Source organism: Corynebacterium sp. (assembly GCF_022712195.1).
Classification (GTDB): domain Bacteria; phylum Actinomycetota; class Actinomycetes; order Mycobacteriales; family Mycobacteriaceae; genus Corynebacterium.
Map to the genome: position 1 here is coordinate 1 of NZ_JALAGY010000025.1, position 16,573 is coordinate 16,573.

A 16,573-nucleotide genomic window follows, 5' to 3' on the forward strand; every position below is an offset into this window, starting at 1 on the left:
CCTCCTCGCCGCCTTCGGCGCCTCCGCAGCCCTCCCCGCCTCCTGGTCCTGGCGGCGGTGGCGCTCCCCGCAGGCCCGGGCACTGTTCGCCGGCATCGCCGCCCACGCCTTCACACCCCTGCACCACCCGGCCTCCTCCGCCGCCGGCACACTGCTCACCGTCGCCGGACACCGGCACGGATGGCCGGTCGCCGTCGGCGGGTCACAACGCATCGCCGACGCCCTGGTCCGCGCCCTCCACGACGCCGGCGGCACCGTGCTCACCGGCACCCCGGTCACCACCCTGTCCCAGATCGGTGACGCCGACATCGTGCTGCTCGACACCTCGGTGGAGTCCGCCGCCGGCATCCTCGGCGACCGCGTGCCGCCCCGGATCGCCCGCGCATGGTCCAGGTTCACCCGCGGACCGGCCGTCGCCAAGCTCGACGTCGTACTCGACGGAGACGTCCCCTGGACATCCACCGACGCCCGGCGCGCCGGGACGGTGCACCTCGGAGGGACCGCGGAGGAGATCGCCGCCGCCGAGCGGGACTGCTGGGAAGGACGCCTCCCCGACCGCCCGTTCACCCTGGTGGGCCAGCAGTACCTCGCCGACCCCTCACGCAGCCGGACGGTCGACGGACGGCGACTCAACCCGCTGTGGGCGTACGCACACGTCCCCGCCGGATGGGACGGCACCGCTGCCGAGACCTTCGACCTCGTCGCCACCCAGATCGAGCGCGCCGCCCCCGGCTTCCGCGACACCGTCGTCGACTGGGCCGCCACCCCGCCCTCCGCGGTCGAGGCACACAACGCCAACAACATCGGCGGCGACATCTCCGGCGGCGCCAACCACCTCAGACAACTCGTGGCCCGCCCCCGGTTCAGCCCGGACCCCTACTTCACCGGGGTTCCCGGCGTGTACCTGTGCTCCTCCTCGACCGCCCCCGGCGGCGGGGTGCACTTCATGTGCGGGGTCCGGGCGGCGGAACGGGCGCTCAGGAACGTGTGACAGCGCCGGGGCGGCCACCCCACAGCCCGACGGCCAGGGCCACGCCCCAGAGCAGGAACATCGGGTCCCACAGCCAGGCGTGACCGATCATGCCCTCCCGGTCGTATCCCCCGTCCGGGACGACGACCCCTCCCAGGACCAGGTTCCCGGTGACCGTGTTCAGCCCTCCCCAGGCGACCAGCACCGCAGCCCCGGCCCAGCTGACTCCCCGCAGTGCGCGACGCAGGACGCGCCGCCGCCCGCCCCCGGTGACCCGGGTCAGCAGCAGAAGCGGGGCAAGGGCGGCCAGGATCTTGACCAGACCGACCGGGACCAGCAGGACCGCGTGTCGCCGCCACAGGTCCACCAGCTCCTCCCCGAGAGTCCCGACCAGCCATTCACCCCCGGCGCTCCAGTAGAGACTGACGAGCCCGTGGAGCGTCCCCACGACGGCGGCAGTGACCAGGGCGGCCTTCCCCCTCCTCACCGGCGGGTGCTCCAGGACCATGTCCCCAGACTACAGGGCGCTCCTGGTCACCGGCGCCCGGTCAGTCGCGCAGCCCGTAGGTCAGCACGGCGTTCCCGCTGGACGTCTGCGTCACGTCCAGTAGACGCAGACGTGTGACCGGAACGGAGTCGTCGAAGAGGTGCCGGCCCTCCCCCGCGATGACCGGGTGCGTGGTCAGGGTGAGCCGGTCGATCATCCCGGCGAGAAACAGTGACCGTACGGTGCCGACACCGCCGAGAACGGCGATGTCGCCGCTCCCGGTCTCCTTCAGTCTCCTCAGGTAGTCGACGGGGTCACCGGTGACCAGGGTGCTGTTCCACGGCAGACCGTCCGGGTACTCCGCGGCCAGCGTGGAGGAGATGACGTGCTTACGCGCCGGGTTGATCCATCCGACGAAGTCGTCGGGCTCGTCTGCGCGTTCAGCGGCGGGCCAGTGGCCCAGCCACTCCCTCCACAGTGTCCCTCCGATGACCGCGTCAGTCACGGGGGCGAGACTGGCGTCCATCGCCGTGCCGTCCTCCTCCCCGAAACAGTCGAACTGCCACAGGTGGGGGTCCTCGACGACACCGTCGAGGGAGTGGAACAGGTGGGCGATCGTCGTGCGGCTCATGGCCGTCTCCTTTCAACCGGTGGTCCCCCGGGGTGGAGGACCTGTCATGTATGAGACGGGACAGGACGTCAGAACTCGTCGGTGTCCGAGAGAATTTCCGGCACACCGAGGTCACCGAACAACCCGGACACCCCCGGCCCCATGAAGTGGGTCAGCCCTGTGATGCGCCCCGCCCTCGTCTCCGGGACGTGGAGGGCGAACGGAGTCCACACCCCGGGCCCGGCGGCGTGGTACACCGCCACCGCCGGGGTGCCGTTCGCCGACGCCGGGAAGGTCCTGGAGTTCCGGCAGACCTGACCGGGCCCGTTCCACCACTGCCTGATGGCCTCCTTCCCCCGCAGCCAGAGTGTGTAGGGCGGCATGCTGAACGTGGCGTCCTCGGCGAGGAGGGCGACGAGTGCCTCCACGTCGAAGGCCTCGAACGCCGCCACGTACCGCTCGAGCACGTCCACGTCGTACTCCGCGGGCGTGTCGGGAAGCCGTCCGCGCAGCGTGGTGCGGGCACGCGCGAGCGCTGAGTTCACGGCGGTGACCGACATACCCAGCAGGTCCGCACATTCTGCGGACCGCCACGCCAGCACATCCCGGAGGATCAGGATCGCCCGCTGCCGCGGGGGCAGGTACTGCAGCGCGGTGATGAACGCCAACTGCACCGTCTCCCTCCGCACCGTCACCTCGGCCGGATCATCGGCCAGACGGGCCGAAGGTATCGGGCTGATCCAGACCGCGGCACCGGCAGTGGCGAGCACCCCCGGCTCCCGCGGGACCCCGCCCGGCCCCGAGAGGTCCGCCGGAAGACTCCGGCGCTGGCGCGCCCTGCCCATGTCGAGGCAGACATTCGTGGCGATGGTGTACAGCCACCGCCGTACCGACGCGCGTCCCTCGAACCGGTCCCGCGCCTGCCACGCCTTGACCAGCGTGTCCTGCACCGCGTCCTCGGCCTCGGCGTGGCAGCCGAAGAAGCGGTAGCAGTAGGCGACGAGTTCGCCCCGGTAGGACTCCAGGCGCTCCTCACACAGGTCAGGCGTCGTCTGACGTCGCTTACCGTTCATGACTGCATACTATCCGCTTCCCACCGTCGGCTCTGGTGGTTCACCCTGTCCTCGGCTACGGTGGATGCCATGGGAACTCTGATCAGCTAGATCTGGACGCCGCGTCGAGAGCTCTCCGCGGCGGGTCCTGAGCACACCTGCGCCGTCCACCGGCCGGCGGGTGTGAGGCCCACCGTCCCTCCTGACGAAGGAGATGAGTCCCTCATGTCCAGACCCCTGTACACACCCCTGTCCGCGTCACCTTCCACGTCGGCTTCCACGTCATCTTCCACAGCCACGCGTGCCCACCGCTCCTGCCTGCTCCGCGGGGTGACCGTCCGCTACACCGACCGTACCGTCCTGGACGGTGTCGACCTCTCCGTCCACCCCGGAGACAGGCTCGCCGTCATCGGCGACAACGGCGCCGGCAAGTCCACACTCCTCGGCGTCCTCGCCGGAACCGTCCCCGTCGACGACGGGGAACGGCACGTGGAGATCCCCGGCGGCATCGCCCTCGCCGAACAGAACCCTGTCTTCGCGCCGGGCGCCAGCGTCGCCGACGCCGTCGACCACCTCGCCCGGGACGTGCGGGCCCTCGAACGGGAGATCACCGGGGTCTCCACACGACTCGCCACGGCCCCGCCCGACGAGGTCCCGCACCTCCTCGAACTGCTCGGGGAGGCCACCGACCGGTTCGAGGCCCGCGACGGCCACCGTTTCGACCTGCGCGTCACCAGGGCCTTCGACGAACTCGACCTGGGAGGACTCGACCGGCGTCGCCCCGTCGCCACGCTCTCCGGAGGCCAGCGCGCCCGGCTCTCCCTCGCCGTGGCACTGTCGTCCCGGGCCGAACTGCTTCTGCTCGACGAACCGACGAACGACCTCGACCACCGCGCCCTCGACTGGCTGTCACACCGGATGGCCGCGCACCGTGGCGGTCTCGTGGTCGTCAGCCACGACCGTGAACTGCTCCACACCGCGGCCCGGGACATCCTCAGCGTGGAGGACGGCACCCTGCAGCGTCACGGCGTCGGATACCGCGGCTACCTTCGGGCCCGCGAGACCGCACGCCGACGGCAGCTTCGCGCCCACGAACAGTGGAAACAGGACGTCACACGGCACGAGTCGCTCCTCGCGACCACGTCGGCACACCTGCGCGCCATCCCCCGCAAGCAGGAGCGTGCAGCATTCGGCCACGGCGCCTTCCGCGCCCGAAGCAGCGACCACGGGGCCACCGGCCGCATCCGTCAGGCGAAGGACGCCCTGGAGAAACTCCGGGCCCACCCCGTGCCACCACCGCCGCAGCAGCTTGCCTTCACCCCTCACTTCCCGCCCGGAACCGAGTCAGGTCCCCTGGTCACCCTGGACCCCGGGCGGGTCACCGGCGCGGGCGAACCCGGGCTCTCGGTGGCCCCGTCCACCGGCGGACTGCAGATCCGGGCCGGCGACCGGTGGCTGGTCACCGGCCCCAACGGTGCCGGGAAGACCACCCTCCTCCGGGCACTCGCCGGGGAGACGGGACAGGTCGGGACGGTACGGCGACGCGCCGGGACCAGGGTCGCGCACCTCCGCCAGACCACCGGGCTGCAGGGGAGCCGGACGTTGCGGGACACCTTCGCCGCGGCTGTCGGCCTGGCACCCGACGACGCCACGGAGGCTCTGCTCACTCTCGGGCTGTTCACCGCCCGGGACCTTCGGACCCCCGTCGGTGAACTGTCTGCGGGACAGCGGCGACGCCATGAACTCGCCGTCGCCGTGACCGTGGACAGCGACGTCATCCTGCTCGACGAACCGACGAACCTCCTGGCCCCGGACCTGGTCGAGCAGATGCACGACGCCCTGTCCCGCTACCCCGGGGCGGTGGTGACGGTCACCCACGACCGACGGTGGCTCGCGGACACCGCCCGGCTCACCCCCGCCGGGCGGCTTCGCTACGCTACCGTGACCCCGACCTGCACCGGTGGACTGGTCGACACCCCGTAGTCTCCCCCAAAGACTCCCCGAAATACGCCCCGGTCAGTGCGCGAAGTGGCGCTCCCCGGTGAGGTACATGGTGACACCGGCCGCCACGGCCGCGTCGACGACCTCCTGGTCACGCACGGAACCGCCGGGCTGGACCACGGCCCGGACACCCGCCGCGGCGAGGGTCTCGAAGCCGTCGGCGAAGGGGAAGAACGCGTCGGACGCGGCGACCGCGCCCTCGGAACGCCGGTCGTCGCCGGCGAGGGTGTTGGCGCGCTCCACGGCGATCTTCGCGGAGTCGACGCGGTTGACCTGCCCCATGCCCACGCCGACGGTGGCGCCGTCCTTGGCCAGCAGGATGGCGTTCGACTTCACCGCGCGCACGGCACGCCAGGCGAACTCCAGCTCGGCGAGGGTCGCGGCGTCGGCGGCCTCACCGGCGGCCAGCGTCCAGTTCGCCGGGTCGTCACCGGGGGCGTCGACCAGGTCTCGTTCCTGGACGAGGACTCCGCCGGAGATCTCACGGTGCTCCACGGCGCCCTCCTTCACCGGCGGGGTGGTCTGCAGGATCCGGATGTTCTTCTTGCGGCTCAGCACCTCCACGGCACCGTCCTCGTAGCCGGGGGCCACGATGACCTCGGTGAAGATGCCGGCGACCTGCTCAGCCATCTCCACGGACACCGGCCGGTTCACCGCGATGACCCCGCCGTAGGCGGACACCGGGTCGCAGGCGTGGGCGGAGCGGTGCGCGGCGGCCACGTCGTCGGCCACCGCGATACCGCAGGGGTTGGCGTGCTTGATGATCGCCACACAGGGACGCTCGTGGTCCCAGGCGGACCGCCAGGCTGCGTCCGCGTCGGTGTAGTTGTTGTAGCTCATGGCCTTGCCGTGGAACTGCTCGGCGTTGGCGAGCCCGCCCTCCTGCCCGGGGGAGGTGTACACAGCGGCGGCCTGGTGCGGGTTCTCCCCGTAGCGCAGGGAGTGGACCCGCTCGGTGACCTGGCCGATCCATTCGGGAAACCGGGAATCGCCGTCCTCCTCCCCCGCCTGTTCCGTCATCCACGACGCCACGGCCACGTCGTAGGACGCGGTGTGTCGGAAGGCCTCGGTGGCCAGACGGGTACGGGCGGTGCGGGTAAAGCCACCGGCCTCCACGGCGGTGAGGACGTCGCCGTAGGCGGCCGGGTCCACGACCACGGCGACGGAGGGGTGGTTCTTCGCCGCCGCGCGGACCATCGACGGCCCCCCGATGTCGATCTGCTCGACGCAGGCGTCGAAGTCGGCCCCGGAGGCCACGGTGTCGGTGAACGGGTACAGGTTCACCACCACAAGGTCGAAAGGTTCGACGCCGAGCTCCTTGAGCTGGGCGAGGTGGTCATCCTTGCGGGTGTCCGCCAGGATCCCCGCGTGGACACGCGGGTGCAGCGTCTTCACACGCCCCTCGAGACACTCGGGGAACCCGGTGAGGTCCTCGACCCGCACCACGGGCACGCCCGCGCCGGCGATCGTCGCCGCCGTGGATCCCGTCGAGACGATCTCGACACCGGCGCGGTGCAGGCCGGTGGCGAGGTCCTCCAACCCGGTCTTGTCGTACACGCTGATCAGGGCGCGGCGGATGGGGCGGGTGGTTTCAGTCATTGATCCAGGCCTTTCGTCCTTCGATGGTGTAACCGCTCTCCGCGGTCTGGTGGAGCACGTCGACGATCAACGCGCGCTCCACGGTCTTGATCCGTTCATGGAGCGTCTCCTCGGTGTCGTCCCGGAGCACCGGGACGGCCCGCTGGGCGATGATCGGTCCGGTGTCCACCCCGTCGTCGACGATGTGGACGGTGGAGCCGGTGAGTGTGACACCGTAGGCCAGGGCGTCCGGCACGGCGTGGGCGCCGGGGAAGGACGGCAGCAGGGCCGGGTGGGTGTTGATGATCCTGCCACGGAAACGGTCGACGAGACCCGCACCGAGAATGCGCATGAACCCCGCACTGACGACCACGTCCGGGGAGAAGGCGGCGATACGCCCGGCCAGGCGGGTGTTCCACCCCTCCCGGTCGTAGCCGGCGACCCGGTCCGGGTTGTAGTCCTCGCGGAACACCGGTACCCCGGCCTGACCGGCGCGCTCGAGCGCCGCACACGGGCGGTCAGCGCCCACGGCGACGATCTCGACCGACGGACCAAGGTCGTCCAGCATGGCCTGCAGCAGAGTGCCGCTGCCCGACGCCAGGACGACGACCCGGAGCGTGTCGCCCCGGTGCCGGACGGTGAGGCTCGCGGGTGCGGAGGCACGCACGGCGTCATCTCCGGCGGTGCCGCCGGACGGTGCAGGGGTTACGGGCTCACTCACGGTGAGTCAGCTTACTGTGTCGTCTCCTCATCCTCGACGTCGGTCTCGTCCTGCTCCCCCGGACCGGAGGCCCCGGTGGCCCCGGTGCCGTCGTGCCCGCCCGGCTCGTTCAACTCATCCTGGGAGTCGGCGCCTCCGGTGTCCCCGCTACCAACCGTGGCGTCAGCGGTATCTGTCGCTTCCGGGTCACCGTCGTCACCGGCGTCACCGGCGTCACCGGCGTCACCGGCAGTGTCCGATTCCCCGGACCCGTCGATGCCTTCTTCCCCGTCTTCTTCCCGGCCTTCTTCCCGGCCTTCTTCCTCCGGTTCCACGGCGTCCGCCCCAGCCCCGGCTCCGGAGTCGTCACCTGAGCCGTCGTCTGCGTCGTCGTCTGCGTCGTCCACGTCCGTCTCCGCATACTCGGCCCCGGCTTCGTCGGAACCGTCGGCACCGTCCGCACCGTCGTTTGGGTAGTCCTCGTCCTCCGCGTACTCTCCGTCCTCTACGTACTCTCCGGCTTCCCCTGCCTCCGGGTCGTCCACGGCATCCGCCGCCGTCTCCCGGACACGGGCGCCCTGCCGCTGAACCCACGCGAACACCAGCAGCGCCGGGACCACGAGCCAGCAGGCGAACACCAGCGGAGTCAGCCACAGCAAAGGCCCGGCGGCCCCGTAGACCCCCAGTGTCCCGCCGGCGGCGAAACTCACCAGCAACCCCAGGACACCCGACGCCACACCGGCGCCGAGCGCCGTGAACACCGGCGACTCCACGAAGGTACGCGTCGTGAAGAAACGGTGGACGATCACCAGCGCAACCACGGCCGGGACCACGAGCAGGAGCTCACCGAACCGCAGCCCGGAATGGGGCAACGCCGCCAGCACCGGAAGCGGGGGAAGATTGGCGTTGGTGACCGCGAAGAGTGACGCCGAGGCGTCACCGACATGCATCTCACTGCCCATGAGGATCCCGGCCGCGCCGACGGCGAGGTTCGGGACATAGAGGACCGACAGCACACTCAACCCGATCCTCCCCCAGGCGTCCGGCGCGATGGAATACGCGTCAGTGAACACGGAGATGTTGAAGACCAGCTGCACCAGCAGTGCCACCAGGCCGGCGACCAGCATCCACCGCACGAAGATCCCCGCCAACCGCACCGACTCCACCGGCCAGGTCGGCAGACCCCGGCGCAACAGAAGGGCACGCCAGATCTTCGGCCCCAGGCCCAGCACGAACACGAAGCCGTTCAGCAGCGCGGTGGACAGCAACGCCACCGCGAGATTCGGCGGCGCGATGGCGAAGACCTTCGAGGCGTCCCACAGCACCAGCCAGGCCAGCACCGTGAGGAGCATCGGCACGCCGACGGCGAGGACCGCGAAGACACGGATGTTACGGACGGTGATCCGGGTGCCGCAGGCCGCCCGGATCCTCCGCGAATGGACGAGGACGATCAACAACGCGGGCAACAGGGGGACGATGCCGAGCTGTGCCCCGGTGAACTCCACCGGCGCGAGGTTGGCGACCATCCAGAAGGAGCCCACCATGGCGGGCACAGCGGTGAAGGTCTCCCCGATACCGACGATGACCGCCAGCGCGATGGCCACCGCCAGGGTGACCGCATGGCTGACCAGGACCGTGGGGGCGAACCGACGGACGTGCGGACCCCACAGGCCCCACCACGACGCCAACGCCCCGCGGACACCCCGGGCCTCCACGACCGGCGCGGCACCGTCCCCGGGGCCCGGCGGGGTGTCGGCGGCCCGCCGCACGGAGGCCTCGGTGGCGCGGGACGGGACCCGCCCGTTCTCCCCCGCCACGAACCGTTCTGCCCCTGTCGTCGACGCGGCTGTACCACGTCCCGGGTCACGCCGCCGAGCGTCCGGACCCCGTCGGGTCCCACGGCGGGGCCGTTGTCGTCTCGAAGTCGGTCGCTGGGATTCGTTGCTCACCTGTCCCATTGTGCACAACGCCCGGACAGTCACCGGGCAGGCACGCCCACGCACGAGTGTTACATCACACCTACCCCCGTCACACCTGTCACACACCGCCCGTGACCTGCTCGTTATGAAGTCCCGTGTGCACCACGCCCCCTCGCCACCCCTCGGCACCGATACCGATTCGTGACCTTTTTCCCGAAACGGCTTGCTCGGGGCGGGGCATGCCGATAGTGTTACGACTCGTTGATAACGATCCGGTCACGATTTGAGACCGATCAGATGACGGCAAGACCGCAAGACTACGGAGAGGTTCACTGAGAATGACTGTTGCACGGCGAGGCGGAGCCCACCGCAAGCTGGACACCGCTGCCAAGCGTCGCATGGCGTTCGTCGCGATCGCCGCCACCGGCGTCGCCGCCGCCGGGGCCACCGGTGCCGGCGCCGCCACTGTGCAGGAGTCCTCCGACCGGGACGGTCAGGGCAACGACATCTCGCTGGCCTCCAACACCGAGGTCCTGGCGCAGGGCGCCGAGGGAAGCGCCGCCGGTGCCGACGTCGACACCGCCGCCGCGCAGATCCTGGCCCTGCCGCAGACCACCCAGATCGAGAACCTCTCCGGTCAGCTCTCCAGCGCCCTGGAGTTCGACGCCGAGCGCGCCGCCGCCGACCTGCTCTCCCGCACCCCCGAGGTCGTCAAGCCCGCCGAGGGCAGTTACACCTCCCCCTTCGCCATGCGCTGGGGCACCATGCACAAGGGCATCGACATCGCCAACGCCATGGGCACCCCGATCGTGGCCGCCATGGCGGGCACCGTGATCGACGCCGGCCCTGCCTCCGGCTTCGGCAACTGGGTCCGTATCAAGCACGACGACGGCACCATCACCGTCTACGGACACATGGCCACCATCGACGTCACCGTGGGCCAGCAGGTCCAGGCCGGCCAGAAGATCGCCGGCATCGGCAACGAAGGCTTCTCCACCGGCCCGCACGTCCACTTCGAGGTCTACCCGACCGAGGGCAATGCCGTGGACCCGGAGCCGTGGCTCCGCGAGCGCGGCGTCGAGCTCTAGGTCCCCTCCCCGTCATCAACACCGGGTACGCACCCGCTGCCTGACCGTCCCCACGGACAGGCAGCGGGTTTTTCCGTGACGTCATGCCGCCCACCCGGCGCAGGAGGCTGCAGGAGGCGACAGGAAGCGGCAGTCGGGCCGGAGGGCCCCCCTTCCTCTCCTGCGACCGTCCCCTACAGTTTCTCCATCGGGACCCCGCCGATGAGCATGAGCCGCACGGTGCCGTTGCTGCCGAAGTCGATCATCACTGTCGCCCGCACACCCTGGCCGTCCACACTCTTCACCGTGCCCAGACCGTACTTGTCGTGGTTGACCCTGTCCCCTACCTCGAGTTCGAGCTGCTTGCCCGACGGACGCAGCACTCCCGAGGACCGCGACGGACCAGGGGACGCCTTCTTCGGTGAGCTGCGCCGCGACGCGCCCGGGGAGGACCAGCCGCCGCCACCGAAACTCGTGCCGTCGGCGTAGCCGCCCGAGGACCCCCAGCTGTCGGACCACGCCGGTGCCGGTTCCTCACGGATCCAGTCGACGAGGTCGGCGGGGATCTCACCGAGGAACCGCGACGGAGGGTTGTTCTGCGGGGTGCCCCAGCTGGAACGGGTCATCGCGCGGGTGAGGTAGAGGCGCTGACGTGCACGGGTGATGCCCACATAGGCCAACCGCCGCTCCTCGGAGAGCTCCGTGGGGTCCCCCAGTGCCCGCATGTGCGGGAACTGCCCGTCCTCCCAGCCGATCAGGAAGACCACGGGGAACTCCAGGCCCTTGGCCGTGTGCAGTGTCATCAGCGTGACCATGTCCTGGTCCTCGGCAGGGATCTGGTCGGCGTCGGCGACGAGGCTGACCCTCTCCAGGAAGGCCTGCAGGCTGCCGGGCTCCGGCTCCCCCTCGGCCAGCACGGCGTCCTCCGCCCCGTCGGACGCGGCCCCCGTCGCCGGCCGGTCGGCCGGTTCCGACGCCCCGGAGGGCATGGCCTCGTAGGCGGCGAGGTTCGCCGCCTCCTGGGAGAACTCGTGTCCCACGGACACCAGCTCGTTAAGGTTGTCCAGTCGGGTGCCGTCCTGCGGGTCGTTCGACGACTCGAGCTCCGAGGTGTAGGACGTGGCGTCCAGGACCGCGCGGACGATCGCACCGACGTCCGGGATGCCGAGCGACTCCCCGTCAGAGGTGCGCATCACCGCGGCCTCGGCCTCCGCACGCAGCGCGTCCATCATCTCCAGGAACCCGGCGATCGCGTTCCTGCCCCGGGCGCTGAGCCCCGGCACCTCGCCACGCCCCGCAGCGGCGAGCCCACCGGCGAAGCTCAGACCCATGTTCTCGGCGTGGACCCGCACCTGCGACAGCGCCCGGTCACCGATGCCCCGGCGAGGGGTGTTGATGATGCGCCGCAGCCCCATCGTGTCGTCGGGGTTGTCCAGGACCTTGAGGTAGGCGACGATGTCGCGGATCTCCTTGCGCTCGTAGAAGCGCGTACCGCCGACGACCTTGTACGGCAGCCCGGAGCGCACCAGGACATCCTCCACCACACGGGAGGAGTTGTTCGTCCGGTACATCACCGCGATATCGCCGTAGGTCGCCTCTCCCCGGTCGACGAGTTCGTCGATGGTCTGGGCGATGAACCTGGCCTCGTCATGTTCGTTGTCCGCGACGTAGCCTCCGATCAGCTCACCGTCGCCGGAGTCGGTCCACAGGTTCTTGTCGCGCCGGCCCTGGTTCCGGGAGATCACCGCGTTGGCCGCGGAGAGGATGTTCTGGGTGGAGCGGTAGTTCTGCTCGAGCAGGATGGTGCGCGCGTGGGGGTAGTCGCGTTCGAACTCCTCGATGTTGCGCACGGTCGCGCCACGGAAGGCGTAGATGGACTGGTCGGCGTCACCGACGACACAGAGTTCACCCGGCTCGCCTGCCTCACCGTCCTGCCCGACCAGCGTGGACACCAGCACGTACTGGGCGTGGTTGGTGTCCTGGTACTCGTCGACGAGGATGTGCCGGAAGCGGCGACGGTAGTGGTCGGCGATGCCCCGGTTCTCGCGCAGCAGACCGACGACCTCGCCGATGAGGTCGTCGAAGTCCACGGCGTTGGCCTGGCGCAGTCGCACCTGGTACTCGCGGTAGACCTGGGCGATGGTCTCGCGGTGCCGGTTGCCGTCCTCCTGCGCCTCACGCAGAGCCTCCCCGGGCCCCTGGAGCTCGTTCTTCCAGTTCGAGATGACGCTGAGCACCGCACGCGGTGCGAACTCCTTGGCGTCCAGGCCGCGGTCGCGGAGGATCATCGTGACCAGGCGCTTCATGTCGTCCGAGTCGTAGATGGTGAAGTTGGAGTTCAGCCCGTCGACCAGCTGAGCATTGGCGCGCAGGATACGCACGCACACCGAGTGGAAGGTGGACACCCACATCCGTTCGGCCGCGGGGCCGACCAGGCCGGCGATACGTTCACGCATCTCCGCCGCGGCCTTGTTGGTGAAGGTGATCGCCAGGACCTGCCACGGCGCCACTCCCCCGGCCAGCAGCCAGGCGATACGCCGGGTGAGCACGCTGGTCTTGCCCGACCCCGCACCCGCGACGATGAGCAGGGGCGACCCGGTGTGCGTCACCGCCTCACGCTGGGCGGGGTTGAGGCCCTCGAGAAGCTGGTCGCGGGTCTGCGTGCTCATCACCCGCCCCTGTCCGTCCACCCCGGCCGACGGTGCCCCGGCCCGGCCCTGCACGGCCGGCACGGCCGGCAACGGCGCCAGGTGCGACGCCGTCTCGGCCATCTCCGCAAGGAGCGCGGCGGCGTCCTCCGGAGGCCGGTCCTCCTCGTCCGGCGGCGGTTCCCACAGCCCGTCCTGACCGTCCCACGGTCCCGACGCGGGCTCCGCGGGAAGGGGGATCTGGTCGTAGGCGTCGGATTGGCCCGGATTCACTGTCGCGTTCTCCTGTCGGTAGGGGTCATGTTCACCCTACAACCCCGTACAGACGTAGAATCAGGGCCATGACGAACGACATGGAGTTCTCCAGCGGGACCGATGATCCGTTGTCCGACGCCCAGATCCAGGACTACCGCAAGGAAATCAACGAACTGGACAGGACAATCATCGAGTCGGTCAAGCGCCGGTCGGAGATCTCGAAGCTGATCGGTCGTACCAGGACCGCGTCCGGGGGGACGAAGCTGGTGTACTCACGGGAGACCGCGATCCTCAACCAGTTCCGCGAGGAGCTCGGCCCCGAGGGAGTCGCCATCGCCAACGCGCTGCTGCAGCTCGGGCGCGGACGCCTCGGCGCCTGAGCCTCGTCCGGAGTTGGCCCGGTCAGGCCAGGCGGAACCCGGCGCCGACACCGCCGGCGGCGTTCATCTCCGCGACGACCGCGTCCCACGTCATCGCCATCACCGGGGAGTGCAGCGGCCCCTGCAGCGGGGTACGGCACGACGGAACCCCCGACAAGCCACCGCTGAGCAGTCCGATCAGGCGCCCTCCGACGTAGACCGGTGCGCCGGAGTCGCCGTGTGACGAGCACACGTGCATGGCGAACCCGGAACCGCCGGTGACGACAAGGGGCCCGCAGGAGGTGCCCGTCGCGATTCCGGTCTTGCACACCTGCGACCCCGCACCGGGCAGTGGGCCGCCGGCGCTGTGGAGTACCGCCGCGTTGTAGGCGCCGGTGACCCGGGCGTTGCCGTTGAGCAGGATGACGCCGTTGTCCACCGACCCGCGACGCTGGAAGGTCCCGATGACCGTCCCCTCCGGGTCATCGGCGGAGCGCACCTGGTCGCCGGCCACCCCGCAGTGCCCGGCGGTGACGGCCACGGTGTTGCCTGCGGCGTCGTGTCCGGCGGCGGTGGCGGTGCACACCGAACCGCCCACGATCAGCGGCGTCGACGGCCCGACGAGGACGGCAGGGCGGGCGTCCTCCGCCGCGGCCGGGACCCCGGGCGAGGTGAAGTACTGCCCCTCGATACGGTGCGGCCCCGGTTCCCCTGTGGCGGTGAGGACGTCGTCGACCACCCGGTCCACGGCGGGGAGTGCCGCCGCCTCCGGGGCACCCGCACCCCCGGCGACGACAGTGGCGGCGGCTGCGACGGTGGCGACGGTGGTGGCGAGTCTGCGGAGGAACCGGGGGTGCATCATGATCGGCATCTTCTCTCGTGGGGGCCGCGTCCGGCGCCGGGTACGGTGGCGGAGGACACGGCACGACGGTGTCTCGTGACGAACTGGCTTCAGCCTATCCCCCGGGCGACCGGCCGGCCTGCGGAACTCGACGACACCGTGGCCCCGCCACCCCCGTCTCCCCACGCCACCGCCGTGGTGCCTGTTTGTGCCCGGTGAAGCACAAAACCACATTCACATGACGGTATAACCGTTGACTTCCCACACATTCCCACAGATACTGGGGACATGTACGCGCCACAACGGCAGGACGTGATCGCCGGAGAGATCCAGGACCGGGGAGGCGTCTCCGTGTCCGAGCTCGCAGAGCGCCACAGGGTGTCCGCCGAGACCATCCGGCGGGACCTCGACGTGCTGGAACGCCAGCAACGGGTCACCCGCGTCCACGGCGGAGCGGTCCCTTACCGGGTCCACAGCGGCAACGAGAACACCGTCGCCGCACGCACGTCGTCCTCCCGTGACGCCAAGGCACGCATCGCCGCAGCCGCCGCGGAACACTTCCCGCCGAGCGGCGGCTCGGTCATCGTCGACTCCGGAACGACCACCGCCCTGCTCAGCCACCACCTCGCCGAACGCCCGGACCTCACCGTGATCACCAACTCCGTGCTCCTGGCCTACCAGCTCTCACTGCAGGTGCCGGCCACCGTGCCCCACCGTCTGCACCTGGTCGGCGGCCGTGTACGCGGCATCACCCAGTCCGTCGTCGGCGCCGACGCCGTCGCCGCGCTGCGCGGACTCCGCGCGGACGTGGCCTTCCTCGGCGCCAACGGCATCACCCCCGACTTCGGGTTCTCCACCCCCGACCAGTCCGAGGCACAGGCGAAACAGGCCATGACCGGGGCCGCCCGAAGACGCATAGCACTCGTCGACGAGGCGAAACTCGGCGAGGAACTGCTCTGCTCCTTCGCCACCACCGACGACATCGACGTCCTCATCACCGACGCCGCGTCCGACAACCCCGTCATCACCGGACTCCGACATGAAGGAATGGACGTGATTCACACGTGATCATCACCGTCACCCCCAACCCCAGCATCGACCGCACCCAGCGACTTCCCGGCCCGCTGGACGTCGGCGGGGTCAACCGGGTCGTCTCCGGCACCGACCAGGCCGGCGGCAAGGGCGTCAACGTCGCCACCGTGATCCACCACGCCGGCGAGGACGTCCTCGCCGTGGTCCCCGCAGACGCCGGCGGCGGCTTCGCCGACCTGCTGCGGGAAGGGCAGGTCCCCGCCAGGTTCGTCGGTGGCGGCGGAGCCGGCGGTGGAGTCAGGGTGAACCTCACCCTCACCGACGGGGACGGTGTGACCACCAAGATCAACTCACCGGGTGACTCCTCCGCCGACGGCCGGGCCCTGGCGGAGGCCGTCGAACAGACACTGTCCGACGTGACCGGTCAGGGCGTCCCCGGACCCCACTGGCTGGTGCTCGCCGGCTCACTACCCCCCGGATTCCCCGACGACTGGTACGCCCGGATGACCGCCACCGCCCACGAACAGGGGTTCCGGGTCGCCGTCGACACCTCCGACGCCGCACTGGCCGCCCTCGTCGACCTCTCGGACCGCAACCCCGCAGCGGCGCCGGACCTCATCAAACCGAACTCCCACGAACTGGCCCAGATCGTCGGCGGCGACGGTGACACGATGGAACAGGCGGCGGCCGACGGCGACCTCTCCGCCGTCGCCGACGCCGCGTCCGCACTCATCGCCCGGGGATTCGGCGCCGCGCTCGTCTCCCTCGGGCCCGCGGGCGCCCTACTGGTCACCCGCGACGGCGCCGACAGCACCGACGGCACCGTCGACTCCTGGTACTGCCCGAGCCCCGCCGTCACCGCGGTGTCCACCGTCGGCGCCGGAGACTCGACACTCGCCGGCTTCGTCATCGGCGCGGTCCGGGGTGAGGACGCCCCGGCGAGGCTCGCCCTCGCCGTGGCCCACGGCTCCACCGCCGTCACCCTCCCCGGAACCACCCTGCCCCGGCCAGACGACCTTCCCACCGCCCTACCCGACGCAAGGAGAGTATGACC

General features: G+C 70.5%; 14 protein-coding genes. 6 read left to right on the top strand and 8 right to left on the bottom strand.

The window, feature by feature from the left end; translation table 11 throughout:
- On the top strand, window positions 1-991 hold a 991-nt coding region (locus tag Q0A34_RS02975), incomplete at its 5' end, for an NAD(P)/FAD-dependent oxidoreductase (protein ID WP_291478319.1).
- Here the strand turns inward: Q0A34_RS02975 and Q0A34_RS02980 are convergent.
- The 3 genes from Q0A34_RS02980 to Q0A34_RS02990 all read right to left on the bottom strand — a co-directional run bounded on the left by Q0A34_RS02980 (window position 978) and on the right by Q0A34_RS02990 (window position 3,140).
- Complete coding sequence (locus tag Q0A34_RS02980) at window positions 978-1,478, bottom strand: DUF3995 domain-containing protein (RefSeq protein ID WP_291478320.1); 501 nt, start codon at window positions 1,476-1,478, stop codon at window positions 978-980. The two genes, Q0A34_RS02975 and Q0A34_RS02980, sit on opposite strands and share 14 nt — an antisense overlap.
- Window positions 1,479-1,518: 40 nt before the next feature.
- Window positions 1,519-2,088 carry a dihydrofolate reductase family protein gene (locus Q0A34_RS02985; RefSeq protein ID WP_291478322.1) on the bottom strand — a complete coding sequence of 190 codons (570 nt, stop codon included), beginning with the start codon at window positions 2,086-2,088 and terminating at the stop codon, window positions 1,519-1,521.
- Between the two features lie 68 nt (window positions 2,089-2,156).
- Window positions 2,157-3,140 carry an RNA polymerase subunit sigma-70 gene (locus tag Q0A34_RS02990; RefSeq protein ID WP_291478324.1) on the bottom strand — a complete coding sequence of 328 codons (984 nt, stop codon included), beginning with the start codon at window positions 3,138-3,140 and terminating at the stop codon, window positions 2,157-2,159.
- 204 nt (window positions 3,141-3,344) lie between these two features.
- Here Q0A34_RS02990 and Q0A34_RS02995 point away from each other — a divergent pair, with 204 nt between their 5' ends.
- The gene (locus tag Q0A34_RS02995; protein WP_291478326.1) at window positions 3,345-5,102 is read left to right on the top strand and encodes an ABC-F family ATP-binding cassette domain-containing protein; all 1,758 of its coding nucleotides are present in this window, start codon (window positions 3,345-3,347) and stop codon (window positions 5,100-5,102) included.
- A gap of 33 nt (window positions 5,103-5,135) precedes the next feature.
- On the opposite strand, the gene purH is transcribed toward Q0A34_RS02995, so the two are convergent.
- The 3 genes from purH to Q0A34_RS03010 all read right to left on the bottom strand — a co-directional run bounded on the left by purH (window position 5,136) and on the right by Q0A34_RS03010 (window position 9,215).
- The gene (gene purH, locus Q0A34_RS03000) at window positions 5,136-6,719 is read right to left on the bottom strand and encodes a bifunctional phosphoribosylaminoimidazolecarboxamide formyltransferase/IMP cyclohydrolase (protein ID WP_291478328.1); all 1,584 of its coding nucleotides are present in this window, start codon (window positions 6,717-6,719) and stop codon (window positions 5,136-5,138) included.
- Window positions 6,712-7,365: a phosphoribosylglycinamide formyltransferase gene (purN, locus tag Q0A34_RS03005; RefSeq protein WP_291478402.1), complete on the bottom strand. Its 654-nt coding sequence runs from the start codon at window positions 7,363-7,365 to the stop codon at window positions 6,712-6,714. The genes purH and purN overlap by 8 nt, the downstream gene beginning before the upstream one ends.
- A gap of 65 nt (window positions 7,366-7,430) precedes the next feature.
- The gene (locus Q0A34_RS03010; RefSeq protein WP_291478330.1) at window positions 7,431-9,215 is read right to left on the bottom strand and encodes a DUF6350 family protein; all 1,785 of its coding nucleotides are present in this window, start codon (window positions 9,213-9,215) and stop codon (window positions 7,431-7,433) included.
- A 440-nt stretch (window positions 9,216-9,655) separates the two neighbouring features.
- Here Q0A34_RS03010 and Q0A34_RS03015 point away from each other — a divergent pair, with 440 nt between their 5' ends.
- The gene (locus Q0A34_RS03015; RefSeq protein ID WP_291478332.1) at window positions 9,656-10,405 is read left to right on the top strand and encodes a M23 family metallopeptidase; all 750 of its coding nucleotides are present in this window, start codon (window positions 9,656-9,658) and stop codon (window positions 10,403-10,405) included.
- Between the two features lie 173 nt (window positions 10,406-10,578).
- On the opposite strand, the gene Q0A34_RS03020 is transcribed toward Q0A34_RS03015, so the two are convergent.
- Window positions 10,579-13,053 carry a UvrD-helicase domain-containing protein gene (locus tag Q0A34_RS03020; RefSeq protein ID WP_291478403.1) on the bottom strand — a complete coding sequence of 825 codons (2,475 nt, stop codon included), beginning with the start codon at window positions 13,051-13,053 and terminating at the stop codon, window positions 10,579-10,581.
- Between the two features lie 320 nt (window positions 13,054-13,373).
- On the opposite strand from Q0A34_RS03020, the gene Q0A34_RS03025 reads away from it, so the two are divergent.
- On the top strand, window positions 13,374-13,667 hold the full coding sequence (locus Q0A34_RS03025) for a chorismate mutase (RefSeq protein ID WP_291478334.1): 294 nt from the start codon (window positions 13,374-13,376) through the stop codon (window positions 13,665-13,667).
- A 22-nt stretch (window positions 13,668-13,689) separates the two neighbouring features.
- Here the strand turns inward: Q0A34_RS03025 and Q0A34_RS03030 are convergent, their stop codons facing one another.
- Window positions 13,690-14,508 carry a hypothetical protein gene (locus Q0A34_RS03030; RefSeq protein WP_291478336.1) on the bottom strand — a complete coding sequence of 273 codons (819 nt, stop codon included), beginning with the start codon at window positions 14,506-14,508 and terminating at the stop codon, window positions 13,690-13,692.
- A gap of 267 nt (window positions 14,509-14,775) precedes the next feature.
- On the opposite strand from Q0A34_RS03030, the gene Q0A34_RS03035 reads away from it, so the two are divergent.
- Complete coding sequence (locus Q0A34_RS03035) at window positions 14,776-15,555, top strand: DeoR/GlpR family DNA-binding transcription regulator (protein ID WP_291478338.1); 780 nt, start codon at window positions 14,776-14,778, stop codon at window positions 15,553-15,555.
- The gene (locus Q0A34_RS03040; protein ID WP_291478340.1) at window positions 15,552-16,571 is read left to right on the top strand and encodes a 1-phosphofructokinase family hexose kinase; all 1,020 of its coding nucleotides are present in this window, start codon (window positions 15,552-15,554) and stop codon (window positions 16,569-16,571) included. Before Q0A34_RS03035 ends, Q0A34_RS03040 begins: the two co-directional genes overlap by 4 nt.
- Window positions 16,572-16,573 lie beyond the last annotated feature (2 nt).

Bases quoted from the DNA above. Each gene is read 5' to 3' on its own strand.
- Q0A34_RS02980 (WP_291478320.1), bottom strand. From the start codon at position 1,478: ATGGTCCTGGAGCACCCGCCGGTGAGGAGGGGGAAGGCCGCCCTGGTC.
- Q0A34_RS02985 (WP_291478322.1), bottom strand. From the start codon at position 2,088: ATGAGCCGCACGACGATCGCCCACCTGTTCCACTCCCTCGACGGTGTC.
- Q0A34_RS02990 (WP_291478324.1), bottom strand. From the start codon at position 3,140: ATGAACGGTAAGCGACGTCAGACGACGCCTGACCTGTGTGAGGAGCGC.
- Q0A34_RS02995 (WP_291478326.1), top strand. From the start codon at position 3,345: ATGTCCAGACCCCTGTACACACCCCTGTCCGCGTCACCTTCCACGTCG.
- purH (WP_291478328.1), bottom strand. From the start codon at position 6,719: ATGACTGAAACCACCCGCCCCATCCGCCGCGCCCTGATCAGCGTGTAC.
- Q0A34_RS03015 (WP_291478332.1), top strand. From the start codon at position 9,656: ATGACTGTTGCACGGCGAGGCGGAGCCCACCGCAAGCTGGACACCGCT.
- Q0A34_RS03020 (WP_291478403.1), bottom strand. From the start codon at position 13,053: ATGAGCACGCAGACCCGCGACCAGCTTCTCGAGGGCCTCAACCCCGCC.
- Q0A34_RS03025 (WP_291478334.1), top strand. From the start codon at position 13,374: ATGACGAACGACATGGAGTTCTCCAGCGGGACCGATGATCCGTTGTCC.
- Q0A34_RS03030 (WP_291478336.1), bottom strand. From the start codon at position 14,508: ATGATGCACCCCCGGTTCCTCCGCAGACTCGCCACCACCGTCGCCACC.
- Q0A34_RS03035 (WP_291478338.1), top strand. From the start codon at position 14,776: ATGTACGCGCCACAACGGCAGGACGTGATCGCCGGAGAGATCCAGGAC.